Here is a 16,020-nt window from a genome sequence, read left to right on the forward strand (position 1 = left end):
TGTTCTTTTGTTAATTTTGATTTTTGGACTCTGGCCTGACAAATCATTTGTTCTCACAACACGCGTGAATTATTATCACGCGTATGATGTTCGATCGCCTTCCCCCATTGCAAACTCTGCGCGCTTTTGAAGCCGCAGCCCGCCTCTCAAGCATGACGCTGGCGGCAGCGGAGTTGCACGTTACGCATGGCGCGATAAGCCGGCAAATCCGGAAGCTCGAAGAGCATCTGGGGTTAAAGCTATTTTTCAGGCTGACGCGGCAGATAATTCTGACGGAGCAAGGGGCTGAATTTCACCAACTGGTTACCCGTCTTTTGAGCGATTTAATGCGGGAGTCCGAGCGTCTGCGAGGAAGAAACCTGATAAAAAGTTTACGTATAAGTACAACGGTTTCATTTGCCAGTAAGTGGTTAGCACCGCGTTTAAGTCGGTTCAGGCAGAGATATCCTGAATTTGAAATTGAGCTGGATGTTACTGACGTTAATGTGGATCTTAATGATGGCCAGGTAGATGCTGCCATTCGTTACGGCCTTGGCAATTATCGAGATGTTTCGTCTGAACGTATGTTCGATGAAACAGTCACTCCTGTCTGTAGCCCAGATTTTCTTGAGAAACATAATGGTCTGACAGAGATTGAGGGACTTTTAAATTGCGTTCTTCTGCATGAGTACAGAATGCAGGCGAACTGGAAGGCATGGTTTGAGATGGCCGGAGAAAAAAATTTTAGCTGCCAGCAGGGGCCCTTATGGACTCTTGGCAGCATGGCGACTGAGGCGGCTATACGTGGCGAAGGCGTTGCTCTGGGACGCAGCGTTCTGATTGCAGATGATGTCGCTGCTGGAAGGCTTGTTGTTCCGTTTCCACAGTTCAAGCTTAAGGCTGAGCGGGGGTACGATTTAGTCTACCGTTCAGATAATCAGGACTCATTTAAAATAAGCATTCTAAGACAATGGCTCGCTGAAGAATTGAGCTCGTTGAAAGATTGAATGGCTGTCTAAAAAAATCCGCTTTTGGCACAACGCTGTCTACCGCACATTTCACTTAATCAGCAGGGGATGCGCCGCTGAAATCGCTGTCTGGTAAATCTATAATCACCAGGGTGCCAAAGCTGCCTGTTTCTACCGTATGAGGAATTCCCGCTTTGGCTATATAAAGCTGGCCGGGCGCGACGGAGATTTTTTTCTCCTGCACGCTCAGTTCCAGACGTCCGTCTATAACCAGTAATCCCTCGTCATATTCATGTACCTCCTCAGCGACTGAGTGGGCATCCATGCGCAGGACTTTGAGATTCGTTGCCCCAACGCGGCCTAAGATCCGGGAGCGCCAGGACGCCGGCAATGCCTGCGCTTCGGTTCTGAGATCGTAAAGCGACATAAAGCCATTCTCATTGATATTCGTTGCCTGCTTTTATGCCATATAAGTTAATCGCCGACATCTAACATATATGGCAAAAGAAGTTGAAAAACAGGCTATACCGGTCCTGCTGCCCGCTGCATGTGCATTGACCGCGGATAAATAAAAACGGCCCCATCGCTGAGGCCGTGACGTGCCTATTGTTTCTTCTCGCCCAGCGTCGGCGTCTCGTCAAAGAAGTTCCACGGTTTCAGCAGCGCGTGCGCCCACTCGGTCGGCATAATCGGCCACTCCTCGGCGCGGGCCACGTGGGTGGTGCCGGTGGTGATCCACACCACGTCATCATGGTTGTCCAGCGACTCGTCATCTTTCGCGTACTGGCCGAGGCCGGTGTCGTGAATCGAACGGTTAGGGTACTTGCCTTCCGGGAAGCGCTCGGTGGGATGATAGCGGGTGACCCACAGCTGCTTATCCATAAAGCTCAGACGATGGTAAATCCACTCATCAGGCGCGAATTTTGCCCCGGTGGCGACCGGATGCGTGCCGCCCGCGTAGGGGATAATCTGATACGACACCGGGTTACCCATCCGGTTTTCTTTCGTGGTATTGCTCAGCAGACGGATGGTGCCCGGGTCAAATTTCTGTGCCGCTTTCTGCTCGCTATCAATCGTGTACTGATTGATCTGCATGGTGCTGGTACGCGGACCGCCGGCGGTATTCGGCTTCACTTCCGGGTCCATGGCCACCAGCGTGTTGTTCTCGCCGTCAACGTCTAGATCGAGGCGGAAGTTGTAAATATGCTGGTGGGTGGTGCCGACAATATTATGGTCAATCAGCGTGCCGTAGCGGGTGTCCTCTTTGGCGCTCGGATCGTGCATGGTCTTCGCCTGCACGCCTTTCACCGCTTCGATGCCGGTTGCTCCGGCATCAATGCCGATGGTGCCGTTTTCGTGGAATACCCAGTCAAAAATATAGTCGTAGTTGCCGACGGTGCTGATCCAGCGCACCACCAGCTCGCGGCGCTCGGTACTGACGTTCGGCTTGCCCATCTCCTGATGCTTATACTCCGGCCCCGCGTAGCGTTCGAAGATGGCGATTGCGCGCGGGATGGTCGTGGGCGTGCCGGTATAGTCGGCGATGGTTTCATCCAGCAGGACCGCGTTGGACGGCGCGTCCTTGCCGCGCACGATAGGCGAGGTCAGGGTGCCCATGCCGTAGTCGCCGGAGTCCAGATAGGCTTTAAAATACCAGCCCACGTCCGGGTCGCCGTAGGGCACGATCATCCCGCCCAGCGAACCTTCATACATCACCTGACGTTTCTTGCCGTTATCGTTATATGTCACGGTGGAGAGAATCGGCCCAACGCGGGAGTTCATGCGCAGGTGGAAATCCCAGTTTTGCCAGTGGATCATATCGCCGGTAATGGTGTAGTTTTTGCCCTCTGGCTCAATGATATCCAGCGGTTTAACCTTTGGCGCAACGCGGTCGCGACCATCATAGGGGCGGGCCGCCATCGGCACCGGGATCGTCGGCCCCTCTTCGATTTTGATGATCTTCTTCTGCTCAAGGTCGACCACCGCTACCAGGTTTTCAATCGGGTGCGCCCAGTAGTTACCGTCGCCAACGTCAAGATAGCTGACCACTTTCAGCAGCCGCGCGTCCTGCTTGAGGCCATCTTTGCCGTCGAAGTAGCCGACGGTCAGCGGGGTGGTAATCACCTTGCTCGGGTCGTCGATGCCGTGTTTTTTTAACACTTCGGCAAATTCGCTGCTGGCGTTGATGATGTTCTGCACGCTGGCGAAATCATCCAGCAGCACCATGCCGTGGGCGTCTTTAATCGGCGTCCATGAAAGCACTTTTTTATTCTGTAAATCCACCACCGCCTCAATAACGTGCTTGCCGTCGAGCATGATCACGTCGGCAGCGCGCGGGGCGTTGACCGGCGTACCGCTGAGGGCAAAATCCCACACCGCTTTTTTATCCGGCTCGCGCAGGGAGATCTCGGTGAATCGGGTATTGGGTTTGAAATCCGCCGCGGCTTTAACGATAGCGACCGCTGCGCTGATTTCCGCCGCTGACAGCGAGTTCAGCGGATGCGGGCGTTTTTCCACCTGGAAAGTCTGGTCAAGACCGGACTGAAACACGTCGTTGATAAAAGTGTCAGAAACCCACGCTTTGCCGTCTTTCATCACTACCGGCACCTGCAGCTCCAGGGTTTTACCATTGACGATGGCTGTTTTCGCCCCCGGTTTTACCTTTACGTAAGCGCCGTCTTTAATCAGGGTAAACATTTGCGCGTAGTCATCCCACTGAACGTCCGCGCCAAAATCCTGCAGGGTTTTGTCCATCGGGACCATATGGGCTTCGCCGCCGTGGGCGAACGCCGGGCTTTGCCAGGCGCAAAACAGAGCGACAGCCAACGCCAGAGCCGTTTTGCGGGGAGAAAGAATCGCCATTGAGACCTCACCTTATTGTTGTGTTGTGCAGTGCCGCTGCGAATGTCGGCTTGTGTATCGTTAACCTAACAGCGGTCAGCGCCGAGGCGTTTGCCTGCTTTTGCCAGGTTGTTTGTCAGTTTTGCCAGTTACAAAAAATGCCTCCGCAGAGGCATGAAGAGGGCGATAAAGAGAGGCGAATTTCTAATATTTACTCCGCAAAATCCCCCTGCTGGCGGGCCACCAGGGTCAGGATGGAGTAGAGCGCGACCGCCTGCTGGTGCTGGTTAAAAATCTCTACCGCCCACTCGACGACGCCGGTCGCTTTCTCCTCCGCGCTGCGCTGGCGTTTCACCGTTTTGCGTTTGCAGGTCAGGCGTACCTGGATGGTATCGCCCGGCTTCACCGGCTCGATAAAGCGCAGATTTTCCATTCCGTAGTTGGCGATCACCGGGCCGACCCCGGCGTCAACAAATAGCCCGGCAGCGGCGGAAATCAGGAAATAGCCGTGCACCACGCGCTCGCCGAAAATCGACTCCGCGGCGGCAATCTTATCCATATGAGCGTAAAAGTGATCGCCGCTCAGGCAGGCGAAGTTGACGATATCCGCCTCGGTCAGGGTGCGGCGCGGCGTCAGCAGGCTGTCGCCCGGCTGGATCTCCTCGAAATATTTACGGAACGGGTGAATGCGGTCTTCCACCACCTGCGCGCCGCGCACCCACTGCTGGCCAATGGCGGCGAGCATCGTCGGGCTGCCCTGAACCGCGGTGCGCTGCATATAGTGCTTCACCGCCCGCAGGCCGCCCAGCTCTTCGCCGCCGCCGGCGCGCCCCGGGCCGCCGTGTACCAGCTGCGGCAGCGGGGAGCCGTGGCCGGTGGACTCTGCGGAAGACTCTTCGTTCAGTATCTGAATACGCCCGTGGGCGCGGGCGGCGCCGAGAATAAACGCCCGCGCCAGTTCGCCGCTGGCGGTCACCAGGGTTCCGGCCAGGCTACCTTCGCCGGCCCGCGCCAGGGTCATGGCGTGCTCAACGTTCTGATACGGCATCAGGGTGGCGACGGGACCAAACGCTTCAATAGCGTGTACCGCCGGGGTCTCGTCCGGCTGCGGGCAGTACAGCAGCGTTGGCGGGAAGAAGGCGCCGGCGGCGCTGAAATCGGCCTGGCCGCCCAGCAGCACGTCACATCCGGCGGCCACCAGACGGTTGACGTTATCCTGCACGTCCTGACGCTGTTCGTGGTTGACCAGCGCGCCCATCTTCACGCCTTCCTGCGCCGGGTCGCCGACCACCACTTTTTGCAGGCGCGCAATCAGCGCGTCGCTCACCGCTTTCACCTGCGCCTGCGGCACGATAATACGCCGGATGGCGGTGCACTTTTGCCCGGCCTTCGCCGTCATCTCTCGTACCACTTCGCGAATAAATAGCGCGAACTCCGGCTGCGCCGGCGTGACGTCGTCACCGAGTACGCAGCAGTTCAGCGAATCCGCTTCCATGGTGAAGGGAATGGACTTCGCGACCAGGTTGGGATGCACCCGCAGCTGCTGTCCGGTACGGGCCGAGCCGGTAAAGGTGACAACGTCCTGGCTATCGAGATGGTCGAGCAGATCGCCCGCGCCGCCGCAGATCAGGCTAATTGCCCCCTCCGGCACCAGCCCGCTATCAACAATCATTTTGACCATCGCCTGCGTCAGCTGCGCGGTGGCGGTAGCCGGTTTGATGATGGCCGGCATACCGGCAAGCCAGGTGGGCGCCAGCTTTTCCAGCATGCCCCAGCAGGGAAAGTTAAAGGCGTTGATATGCACCGCCACGCCGGATTTTGACGTGAGCACGTGGCGGGCGGCGAAGCCTCCCTGTTTTGACAGCGGAATCAGCTCATCTTCCGGCCACAGGGTATCGTCCGGCAGCTCGCGGCTGCCGAGACCGGCGTAGGTGAAAAGGGTGCCAATGCCCCCTTCGATATCTACCCAGCTATCGGCGCGGGTGGCGCCGGTTTCGGCGGAGATCGCGTACAGCTCTGCCTTCTGCTCCAGCAAATATCTGGCGAGCGCCTTCAGCATCGCGCTGCGCTCAATAAAGCTCATCGCCCCCAGCGCTTTGCCGCCGCGCTCAATCGCGAAGCGTCGCGCCTGCGCCATATCCAGACCCGCGCTGGTGACTTCCCATAGCGCTTCGCCGCTGATGGCGTGATGGATGGTACGCGCGTTGCCCCGGCCGGTCTGCCACGCGCCGGACAAGTAGCTGGCTAACTGCTGCATGGTTTATCTCCAGATGTGTTACGTGAAATATCTATAAATAGTTCTTTGGTGAATCATAAAAATCAAGCTCGCATTTAATAATTTATTAACATTGTGATCGGTGATGATCTGCGTTATGCACTTAATATCTTGTTAATAAGGGTTTTTACAAAAGCTTTTGCGGTCGCTATCACAAAAAGAACAAACAAAATTTGTGGTTTTATTTAACCTGAATGTAACTTTTATAAAACAAAGTGATTCGAAAATTATTTTTAATCGAATTTATTGGAATCATAAAGGTGATGACGTGACAGAAGAACAACGCTTTGACCGGCGCATCGCGCAGGAGACGGCCATCGAACCGCAGGACTGGATGCCGGAAGCCTACCGCAAAACGCTGATCCGCCAGATTGGTCAGCACGCGCACTCGGAAATCGTCGGCATGCTGCCGGAAGGCAACTGGATCACTCGCGCGCCGACCCTTAGGCGCAAAGCGATTCTGCTGGCGAAAGTACAGGATGAAGCCGGGCACGGTCTGTACCTCTACAGCGCGGCGGAAACCCTCGGCTGCGCCCGCGAAGACCTGTATCAGAAGATGCTCGACGGCAAGATGAAGTACTCCTCCATTTTTAACTACCCGACCCTGAGCTGGGCGGATATCGGCGTGATTGGCTGGCTGGTGGACGGCGCGGCCATCGTCAATCAGGTGGCGCTGTGCCGCACCTCCTACGGACCCTACGCCCGGGCAATGGTCAAGATCTGCAAAGAGGAGAGCTTTCACCAGCGCCAGGGGTTTGAAGCCTGCATGGCGCTGGCGCAGGGCAGCGACGCGCAGCGGCAGATGCTGCAGGACGCCATCAACCGTTTCTGGTGGCCGGCGCTGATGATGTTTGGCCCGGGCGACGATAACTCGCCAAACAGCGCCCGCAGCATGGCGTGGAAAATCAAGCTCCACTCGAACGACGAACTGCGCCAGCGCTTTGTCGATAACACCATTCCGCAGGTGGAAATCCTCGGCATGACCGTACCCGACCCGGATTTGCGGCTGGATGAAACCAGCGGCCACTACCGCTTTGGCGCCATCGACTGGCACGAATTTAACGAAGTGATTGCCGGACGCGGGATCTGCAACCACGAACGCCTGGGCGCTAAACGCAAGGCATGGGAAGAGGGCGCGTGGGTGCGGGAAGCCGCGCTGGCGCATGCGCAAAAACAGCAGGCTCGCGACGCCGCGTAAGGAGAATGAAGATGAGCAAAAACTACTGGCCGTTATATGAAGTGTTCGTTCGCAGCAAACAGGGACTGTCGCACCGCCACGTCGGCAGCCTGCACGCCGCCGATGACCAGATGGCGCTGGAAAACGCCCGCGATGCCTATACCCGCCGCAGCGAAGGCTGTTCGATTTGGGTGGTGAAGGCCAGCGAAATCGTCGCCTCGCAGCCCGAAGAGCGCGGCGCGTTTTTCGACCCGGCGGAGAGCAAAGTCTATCGTCATCCCACCTTCTACACCGTGCCCGACGGCATGGAACATATGTGAGGCCACGATGAAAAACGATAACCCCGTTGCCGCTTATGCTCTGCGCCTTGGCGATAACGGCCTGGTGCTGGCCCAGCGTCTGGGCGAGTGGTGCGGCCACGCGCCGGAGCTGGAGATCGATCTGGCGCTGGCAAATATCGGCCTCGACCTGCTGGGGCAGGCGCGCCATTTCCTCAGCTACGCCGCCGAACTGACCGGCAGCGGCGATGAAGATACCCTGGCCTTTGGCCGCGACGAGCGCCAGTTTTGCAATTTACTGCTGGCGGAGCAGCCAAACGGCAACTTCGCCGACACCCTCGCTCGCCAGTTTTTCATCGATGTCTGGCACGTGGCGCTGTTCGGCCGCCTGGTCGGCAGTCGCGATGCGCAGCTTGCCGCCATCGCCGCCAGGGCGCTGAAAGAGGTGCGCTACCACCAGCGCTTTAGCCGCGGCTGGCTGGAGCGTCTGGGCAACGGCACGGCGCTTTCCGCCCAGAGAATGCAGAGCGCGGTGGATAACCTGTGGCGCTTTACCGGCGAGCTGTTCCAGGCCGATGAGCTGGAAATTGAGCTAAGTGCGCAGGGCATCGCCGTCGACCCCCGCGAACTGCAGGCCGAATGGCAGAACGCGGTGCACACGGCGCTGATCGACGCCGGTTTGCAGATCCCGCAAGAAGCGGCTTTCCGCAGCGGCGGTAAGCAGGGGCTGCACAGCGAACATCTCGGGCCGCTGCTGGCGGAGATGCAGTATTTACAGCGCGCCTATCCCGGCCAGCAGTGGTAGCAGGAGGGGATTATGCAACGTCTGGTTGATATCGCGCCCCCGGAGGTCCACGCCGTCTGGGATCTGTTAGGCGCCATTCCCGATCCGGAAGTGCCGGTGCTGACCATTACCGACCTCGGCCTGGTGCGCAGCGTGGAGCGCCGCGGCGATGGCTGGGTGATTGGCTTCACGCCAACCTATTCGGGCTGCCCGGCCACCGAACATCTACTGGGAGAAATCCGCGCGGCAATGACGGAAAACGGCTACGCGCCGGTGCATATCGTGCTGCAGCTTGACCCGCCGTGGACCACCGACTGGATGGGGCCGGACGCGCGTGAACGCCTGCGCCAGTACGGCATCAGTCCGCCGCAGGGTCATGCCTGCCATGCCCACATGCCGGAGGACGTGGTCTGCCCGCGCTGCGGCAGCCGCCACACCTCGCTGATTAGCGAATTCGGTTCCACGGCCTGCAAAGCGCTGTATCGCTGCGACAGCTGCCGGGAACCCTTTGATTACTTTAAATGTATTTGAGGTTGCGATGACGACATTTCATTCGCTTACCGTGGCGAAAGTGGAGCCGGAAACCCGCGATGCGGTCACCATCACCTTTGCCATTCCCGACGCGCTGCGTAATGCATACGCCTTCCGTCCGGGCCAGCATCTGACCCTGAAAGCGCGCCTTGGCGGGGAAGAGCTCAGGCGCTGCTACTCCATTTGCCGCAGCCGCTCGCCGGGTGAAATCAGCGTGGCGGTGAAGGCCATCGACGGCGGGCGCTTCTCGCGCTATGCCCAGAGCGACATTCAGCAAGGCATGGCGCTGGACGTGATGGTGCCGCAGGGACATTTCGGCTACCAGCCGCAGGCCGGGCGTTGCGCTGACTACCTGGCGATTGCCGCCGGCTCCGGCATTACGCCGATGATGGCGATTATCGACGCCACCCTCGCCACCGAAGTCGACAGCCGCTTCACGCTGGTTTACGGCAACCGCAGCAGCCACAGCATGATGTTCCGTCAGGCGCTGGCCGACCTGAAAGACCGCTATCCGCAGCGTCTGCAGGTGGTACACCTGTTCAGCCAGGAGTCGATGGACAGCGATCTGCTGCAGGGGCGCATCAACGGCGACAAGCTGCGCGAACTGGCCGCCCATCTGCTGGACTTCAGCCGCTTCGAGCACGCCTTTATCTGCGGCCCGGCGGCGATGATGGATGAAGCGGAGATCGCCCTGCGCGAGCTGGGCGTACCGGAGGACGCGATTCATCTGGAACGTTTTAATACCCCGGACAGCCGCGCCAGGCGGGCTACCGGCGTACAGGCAGAGGGCCGCGCGGTCACGATTCGTCAGGACGGCCGCGACCGAACCATTGCCCTGAGCGCGGAGGATGACAGCATTCTTGACGCCGCGCTGCGCCAGGGGGCGGACCTGCCGTTTGCCTGCAAGGGGGGCGTCTGCGCCACCTGTAAATGCAAAGTGCTGCGCGGCGAGGTGGCGATGGCCGCTAACTACAGCCTTGAAGCCGACGAACTGGCGGCGGGCTACGTGCTGAGCTGTCAGGCGCTGCCCACCAGCGACGATGTGGTTGTCGACTTTGACGCGCGGGGGATGGCATGAGCGAACTGTTCATTGCTCGTTACGCGCGCGTACTGCAGCTGACGCTAAATCGCCCGCAGGCGCGCAACGCTTTGAATAACGCGCTGCTGACGCAGATCGCCGACGTGCTCGACGCGGCGGCGCTGGACCCGTCGGTCGGCGTCTGCGTCATCAGCGGTAACGAACGCTTCTTTGCCGCAGGGGCTGACCTGAACGAAATGGCGGAAAAAGATCTGCCCGCCACGCTCGATGATATTCGCCCGCGGCTGTGGGCGCGTATCGACGCCTTCAGTAAACCGCTGATCGCTTCGGTTAACGGCTATGCTCTTGGCGCCGGATGCGAGCTGGCGCTGCTCTGCGATCTGATTGTCGCCGGCGATAACGCCCGCTTCGGCCTGCCGGAAATCACCCTCGGCATGATGCCGGGCGCGGGCGGGACCCAGCGCCTGATCCGCTCCGTCGGTAAGGCGCTGGCCAGCCGGATGGTCTTGAGCGGCGAAAGCATTGATGCCCATCAGGCGCAGCGGGCGGGGCTGGTATGCGAGGTTTATCCGCCAGCGCTCACCGATGAATATGCACTCGCTTTGGCGGCAACCGTGGCTCGCCACTCGCCGCTGGCGCTGCGCGCGGCTAAGCAGGCTTTGCGGCTGTCGCAGGAGGTGAGCCTGCAGGCCGGGCTTCAGCAGGAGCGCCAGCTGTTTACTTTGCTGAGCGCGACCGAAGATCGCCGCGAAGGCATCGACGCCTTTTTACATAAACGTACTGCGGAATTTAAAGGACGCTAATCGTGGAAGCTTTCATTCTCAGCGAAGTGGAACAGGGCGTGATGACGATTACCCTTAATCGCCCGGACCGTCTGAACAGTTTTAACGACCTGATGCACCAGCAGCTGGCGGCGTGCCTGAAACAGGCCGAACGCGACGACAGCGTGCGCTGTTTACTGCTGACCGGCGCCGGGCGCGGCTTTTGCGCCGGGCAGGATTTAAATGACCGCAACGTTGACCCCAGCGGGCCGGCGCCGGATCTCGGTTTATCGGTCGAGCGTTTCTACAACCCCCTGGTGCGCCGTCTGGCGGCGCTGCCGAAACCGGTGATTTGCGCGGTGAACGGCGTCGCGGCGGGCGCGGGGGCTACGCTGGCGATGGGCTGCGATATCGTGCTGGCGGCGCGTTCAGCGAAGTTCGTTATGGCGTTCAGCAAGCTTGGTCTGGTGCCGGACTGCGGCGGCAGCTGGTTTCTGCCGCGCGTGGCGGGGCGCGCGCGGGCGATGGGGCTGGCGCTGCTGGGCGATAGCCTGAGCGCGGAGCAGGCGGCGCAGTGGGGGATGATCTGGCAGGTGGTGGATGACGCCGAGCTGAAAGACACCAGCCTGGCGCTGGCCCGGCACCTGGCCGCCCAGCCGACCTATGGTCTCGGGCTGATTAAAAACGCGCTGCGGCTGGCGGAAACCCAGACCCTGGACCAGCAGCTTGACCTGGAGCGCGACTACCAGCGCCTGGCCGGACGCAGCGCCGACTATCGCGAAGGCGTCAGCGCTTTTCTGGCGAAGCGTCCACCTCACTTCAGCGGGAAATAGCCGATGAGCACAACGTTACCTACCGTCGCGGTGATAGGCAGCGGCACCATGGGCGCCGGCATTGCCGAAGTGGCCGCCGCCGCCGGGCATCCGGTACTGATTTACGACATCGCCCCTGAGGCGGTGGTTCGCGCCATCGACGGGATTCGCCAGCGGCTGGCCTCCCGCGTCAGCCGCGGCAAGCTGGCGGCGGAACAGGCCGGGGCGCTGCTGTCGCGTCTGGCACCGGCTGAGGATCTGAGCGCTTTAGCCCGTGCGGAGTTGGTTATTGAAGCCGCCTCCGAGCGCCTGGACGTGAAAAAAGCGCTGTTCAAACAGCTGGCCGAAATCTGCTCCCCGTCAGCGCTGCTGGTCAGCAACACGTCGTCGATATCGATCACCGCCATCGCCGCGGGAATAAAACACCCGGAGCGGGTCGCCGGGCTGCACTTCTTTAACCCGGCCCCGGTAATGAAGCTGGTGGAAGTGGTCAGCGGCCTGGCCACCTCGGCGGAAGTCGTTGAACAGCTCTGCCAGCGGGTCAGCGACTGGGGAAAACAGCCGGTTCGCTGCCGCTCTACGCCCGGCTTTATCGTCAACCGCGTGGCGCGGCCTTTTTATGCCGAAGCGTGGCGAGCGCTGGAGGAGCAGGTCGCCGCGCCGGAGGTGATTGACGCCGCCCTGCGCGACGGCGGCGGTTTTCCCATGGGGCCGCTGGCGCTGACCGACCTGATTGGCCAGGACGTCAACTTTGCGGTGACCTGTTCGGTATTTAACGCCTTCTGGCAGGACCGCCGCTATCTGCCGTCGCTGCAGCAGCAGGAGCTGGCGCTGGCCGGACGGCTGGGTAAAAAGAGCGGGCAGGGGGTCTACTGCTGGCCTGGCGAAGCGCAGCCTGAGCTGGCGCTGGCCGCCGTATCGGCAGAACGGGCAGCAAAGCGCATAAAACGTGACGTTGTCACCGAGCTGGACGAGGTGCTGCTGCTGGAAACGACCGGCGAAACCGCCCTGGCATTAAGCATCCAGCACGGCCGTCCGGTGGTGGTCTACGACCATAGCGCAGGCGATACGGTGGTGCTGGCCAGCGCGGAAACCACCTCTCAGGCGGCGATCGATAAAGCGACTTTCTATTTTCAGCAGCAGGGCAAAAAGGTGCTGCAGATCGCCGACTATCCCGGCCTGCTGGTGTGGCGGACGGTGGCGATGCTGGTTAACGAAGCGCTGGACGCGCTGCAGAAGGGCGTCGCCAGCGCGGAGGATATCGATACCGCCATGCGTCTGGGCGTCAACTACCCGCGCGGCCCGCTGGCGTGGGGTGAATCACTTGGCTGGGGCCGGGTGCTGCGGCTGCTGGAAAACCTGCAGCGGCACTACGGCGAAGAGCGCTATCGCCCCTGTTCCCTGCTGCGCCAGAAGGCGCTGATGGAGAGACATCATGAGCAATGAAGCCTGGCACAACGCCCGCGCGATGTACGAGAACGATAACTGTGCGAAAGCGCTGGGAATTGAAATTATCGAGATGGACCAGGGCTACGCGCAGATGACCATGGCGATCACCCCGAACATGCTCAACGGCCACCATACCTGCCACGGCGGACAGCTGTTTTCGCTCGCCGATACCGCCTTCGCCTACGCCTGCAACAGCCAGGGGCTGGCGGCGGTCGCGTCGGCGGCGAGCATCGATTTTCTGCGTCCGGCCTTTGTCGGCGAGCTGCTGACCGCGACGGCGAGAGTTAAGCATCAGGGCAAGCTGACCGGGGTCTATGACATAGAAATTGTTAACCAACAGCAAAAAGTTGTCGCTCTGTTCCGCGGTAAATCGCACCGCATCGGCGGCACAATCACAGGAGAAGTCTGATGCGCGACGCCTTTATTTGTGACGGGATCCGCACGCCGATTGGCCGCTACGGCGGGGCGCTGGCCAGCGTGCGCGCCGACGACCTCGCCGCCATCCCGCTGCGCGAACTGCTGAGCCGTAACCCGAAGTTCGATCCGGCATCGATTGATGATGTGATTCTCGGCTGCGCCAACCAGGCTGGCGAAGACAACCGCAACGTGGCCCATATGGCGACGCTACTGGCGGGCTATCCGCACACCGTACCTGGCACCACCATTAACCGTCTGTGCGGCTCCGGTCTCGACGCTATCGGCTTCGCCGCACGCGCCATCAAAGCCGGAGAGGCGGATCTGATGATCGCCGGCGGCGTCGAGTCCATGTCGCGGGCGCCGTTTGTGATGGCCAAAGCCAGCGCCCCCTGGCAGCGCCAGGCCGAGCTGTTTGATACCACCATCGGCTGGCGTTTTGTGAACCCGCTCATGCAGCAGCGATTTGGCACTGACAGCATGCCGGAAACGGCGGAGAATGTAGCTGAATTGTTAAATATCAGCCGCGCCGATCAGGACGCTTTCGCTTTCCGCAGCCAGCAGCGTACGGCTCAGGCCCAGCGCGACGGCATCCTGGCGCAGGAGATCGTACCGGTAAACGTTGTCGACAGGAAAGGAGCGGTAAACGTCGTGCGCGACGACGAGCATCCGCGGGCGGACACCACCATTGAACAGCTTTCGCGGCTAAAAACGCCGTTCCGTCAGGGTGGCGTAGTGACCGCGGGTAATGCCTCCGGCGTCAACGACGGCGCCGCGGCGCTGATTATCGCCAGCTCGCAGCAGGCCATCGTCCAGGGGCTGACGCCGCGGGCGCGTATTGTGGCGATGGCGACGGCGGGCGTCGAGCCGAAGCTGATGGGGCTTGGACCGGTACCGGCGGTACGTAAAGCGCTGGAGCGCGCCGGGCTGAATATAAACGATATGGATCTGATTGAGCTGAATGAAGCCTTCGCCGCCCAGGCGTTGGGCGTGCTCAGACAGCTGGGGCTGGCGGATGATGCCCCGCATGTTAACCCCAACGGCGGCGCCATCGCCTTAGGCCATCCGTTGGGAATGAGCGGCGCCCGGCTGGCATTAAGCGCCAGCCTGGAGCTGCAGCGCCGCGGCGGGCGCTATGCGCTGTGTACGATGTGTATTGGCGTGGGTCAGGGCATTGCCATGATCCTTGAGCGAGTGTGAGCGAATCTACCTGCGAGTACCCTACAAAATGACAACGATAACTCAATTAGACCCGATTGAAACCGCATCGCGCGACGAGCTACAGGCCCTGCAAACCCAGCGTCTGAAGTGGACCCTTAAGCATGCGTATGAGAACGTGCCGATGTATCGCCGTAAATTTGACGCGGCGGGCATTCATCCTGACGATTTTCATGAACTGAGCGATCTGAGCAAGTTTCCCTGCACCACCAAGCAGGATCTGCGCGACAACTACCCCTTTGATACCTTTGCGGTGCCGATGGAGCAGGTGGTGCGTATCCACGCGTCTTCGGGCACCACCGGCAAACCGACGGTGGTGGGCTATACGCAAAACGATATTGATAACTGGGCCAATATTGTCGCCCGCTCCCTGCGCGCGGCGGGCGGGACGGCAAAAGACAAGATTCATGTTGCCTACGGCTATGGTCTGTTTACCGGTGGGCTAGGCGCCCACTACGGCGCGGAGCGTTTAGGCGCGACGGTGATACCGATGTCCGGCGGGCAGACTGAAAAACAGGCGCAGCTGATCCGCGATTTTAAGCCGGATATGATTATGGTGACGCCGTCCTACTGTCTGAACCTGATTGAAGAGCTGGAGCGCCAGATGGGCGGCGACGCCAGCGGCTGCTCCCTGCGGGTGGGCGTGTTCGGCGCGGAGCCGTGGACCCATGCGATGCGGGCGGAAATCGAGCGTCGTCTGGGGATTTCGGCGCTGGATATCTACGGCCTGTCGGAGGTGATGGGGCCGGGGGTGGCGATGGAGTGTCTGGAAACCGCCGACGGTCCGACGATCTGGGAGGATCACTTCTACCCTGAAGTGGTGAATCCGGACACCGGTACGCCGCTGGCGGACGGCGAACACGGCGAGCTGCTGTTCACCACCCTGACCAAAGAAGCGCTGCCGGTGATCCGCTACCGCACCCGCGACCTGACGCGACTGCTGCCGGGCACCGCCCGCACCATGCGCCGGATGGATCGCATCAGCGGGCGCAGCGACGATATGCTGATTATCCGCGGCGTGAACGTCTTCCCGTCGCAGCTGGAAGAGGAGATCCTTAAGTTCGAACATCTGGCGCCGCACTATCAGCTGGAAGTTAACCGCCGGGGTCATCTTGATTCACTTTCGGTGCGCGTGGAGCTAAAAGAGAGCGGTCTGGCGCTGAACCACGAGCAACGCTGTCAGATTTGCCACCAGCTGCGCCACCGGATCAAGTCGATGGTGGGGATTTCGACCGATATCAGCATTGTTAACTGCGGCAGCATTCCGCGCTCCGAGGGTAAGGCCTGCCGCGTGTTCGATCTGCGCAAGGTGGCTGCTAACGGATAACGCATTCTCCCGGAGGCGGCGCATTGCGCCTGTCCGGGCTACCCGATGCCGCAACTCCCTTGGCCCGGACAGTGGTAGCCCGGGTAAGGCGTTTACGCCGCTGTGCCGGGGCTGATGTATCAGCTCGGCCTCTTCCCGGCTCGCGCTGCGCTTAGCCGGGCTACGAA

At 60.4% G+C, this 16,020-nt stretch carries 15 protein-coding genes; 12 read left to right on the top strand and 3 right to left on the bottom strand.

The features are described 5' to 3' along the window. Positions 1 to 83 precede the first annotated feature (83 nt). Positions 84 to 986: a transcriptional regulator GcvA gene (gcvA, locus tag SIK97_RS19455; protein WP_227502782.1), complete on the top strand. Its 903-nt coding sequence runs from the start codon at positions 84 to 86 to the stop codon at positions 984 to 986. A gap of 55 nt (positions 987 to 1,041) precedes the next feature. On the opposite strand, the gene SIK97_RS19460 is transcribed toward gcvA, so the two are convergent. The 3 genes from SIK97_RS19460 to paaZ form a co-directional block, all read right to left on the bottom strand. Then, on the bottom strand, positions 1,042 to 1,374 hold the full coding sequence (locus SIK97_RS19460; RefSeq protein ID WP_032749278.1) for a cupin domain-containing protein: 333 nt from the start codon (positions 1,372 to 1,374) through the stop codon (positions 1,042 to 1,044). Positions 1,375 to 1,550: 176 nt separating this feature from the next. Next, positions 1,551 to 3,809: a primary-amine oxidase gene (tynA, locus tag SIK97_RS19465; RefSeq protein ID WP_032749276.1), complete on the bottom strand. Its 2,259-nt coding sequence runs from the start codon at positions 3,807 to 3,809 to the stop codon at positions 1,551 to 1,553. A 190-nt stretch (positions 3,810 to 3,999) separates the two neighbouring features. Beyond that, complete coding sequence (gene paaZ, locus SIK97_RS19470) at positions 4,000 to 6,045, bottom strand: phenylacetic acid degradation bifunctional protein PaaZ (RefSeq protein WP_047723820.1); 2,046 nt, start codon at positions 6,043 to 6,045, stop codon at positions 4,000 to 4,002. Positions 6,046 to 6,331: 286 nt separating this feature from the next. Here paaZ and paaA point away from each other — a divergent pair, with 286 nt between their 5' ends. Genes paaA through paaK form a run of 11 tightly spaced genes read left to right on the top strand, consistent with a single transcriptional unit; the run spans position 6,332 to position 15,853 of the window. Beyond that, positions 6,332 to 7,261, top strand: coding sequence for a 1,2-phenylacetyl-CoA epoxidase subunit PaaA (paaA, locus tag SIK97_RS19475; RefSeq protein ID WP_047725054.1), 930 nt, complete (start codon positions 6,332 to 6,334; stop codon positions 7,259 to 7,261). 11 nt (positions 7,262 to 7,272) lie between these two features. After that, positions 7,273 to 7,560 (top strand): 1,2-phenylacetyl-CoA epoxidase subunit PaaB, encoded by a 288-nt coding sequence (paaB, locus tag SIK97_RS19480; RefSeq protein ID WP_004850493.1) that lies wholly within the window; start codon positions 7,273 to 7,275, stop codon positions 7,558 to 7,560. A 7-nt stretch (positions 7,561 to 7,567) separates the two neighbouring features. Further along, a complete protein-coding gene (gene paaC, locus SIK97_RS19485) occupies positions 7,568 to 8,323 on the top strand; it encodes a 1,2-phenylacetyl-CoA epoxidase subunit PaaC (protein WP_046877270.1) in 756 nt (251 codons plus the stop codon). Between the two features lie 12 nt (positions 8,324 to 8,335). Next, positions 8,336 to 8,833 (top strand): 1,2-phenylacetyl-CoA epoxidase subunit PaaD, encoded by a 498-nt coding sequence (paaD, locus tag SIK97_RS19490; RefSeq protein WP_004850498.1) that lies wholly within the window; start codon positions 8,336 to 8,338, stop codon positions 8,831 to 8,833. 7 nt (positions 8,834 to 8,840) lie between these two features. Next, positions 8,841 to 9,911 carry a 1,2-phenylacetyl-CoA epoxidase subunit PaaE gene (paaE, locus tag SIK97_RS19495; RefSeq protein WP_047723821.1) on the top strand — a complete coding sequence of 357 codons (1,071 nt, stop codon included), beginning with the start codon at positions 8,841 to 8,843 and terminating at the stop codon, positions 9,909 to 9,911. Further along, complete coding sequence (gene paaF / locus SIK97_RS19500) at positions 9,908 to 10,675, top strand: 2,3-dehydroadipyl-CoA hydratase PaaF (RefSeq protein ID WP_047723822.1); 768 nt, start codon at positions 9,908 to 9,910, stop codon at positions 10,673 to 10,675. Before paaE ends, paaF begins: the two co-directional genes overlap by 4 nt. Before the next feature lie 2 nt (positions 10,676 to 10,677). Further along, positions 10,678 to 11,466, top strand: coding sequence for a 2-(1,2-epoxy-1,2-dihydrophenyl)acetyl-CoA isomerase PaaG (gene paaG / locus SIK97_RS19505; RefSeq protein WP_046877272.1), 789 nt, complete (start codon positions 10,678 to 10,680; stop codon positions 11,464 to 11,466). Between the two features lie 3 nt (positions 11,467 to 11,469). Then, complete coding sequence (locus tag SIK97_RS19510) at positions 11,470 to 12,891, top strand: 3-hydroxyacyl-CoA dehydrogenase (RefSeq protein WP_047723823.1); 1,422 nt, start codon at positions 11,470 to 11,472, stop codon at positions 12,889 to 12,891. After that, the gene (gene paaI, locus SIK97_RS19515; protein ID WP_025107920.1) at positions 12,881 to 13,303 is read left to right on the top strand and encodes a hydroxyphenylacetyl-CoA thioesterase PaaI; all 423 of its coding nucleotides are present in this window, start codon (positions 12,881 to 12,883) and stop codon (positions 13,301 to 13,303) included. Before SIK97_RS19510 ends, paaI begins: the two co-directional genes overlap by 11 nt. Then, positions 13,303 to 14,508 carry a 3-oxoadipyl-CoA thiolase gene (pcaF, locus tag SIK97_RS19520; protein ID WP_049079310.1) on the top strand — a complete coding sequence of 402 codons (1,206 nt, stop codon included), beginning with the start codon at positions 13,303 to 13,305 and terminating at the stop codon, positions 14,506 to 14,508. The genes paaI and pcaF overlap by 1 nt, the downstream gene beginning before the upstream one ends. A gap of 28 nt (positions 14,509 to 14,536) precedes the next feature. Beyond that, positions 14,537 to 15,853 carry a phenylacetate--CoA ligase PaaK gene (paaK, locus tag SIK97_RS19525; RefSeq protein WP_004850513.1) on the top strand — a complete coding sequence of 439 codons (1,317 nt, stop codon included), beginning with the start codon at positions 14,537 to 14,539 and terminating at the stop codon, positions 15,851 to 15,853. Positions 15,854 to 16,020 lie beyond the last annotated feature (167 nt).

Source organism: Klebsiella sp. JN_Kp126 (assembly GCF_033843325.1).
GTDB lineage: Bacteria > Pseudomonadota > Gammaproteobacteria > Enterobacterales > Enterobacteriaceae > Klebsiella > Klebsiella michiganensis.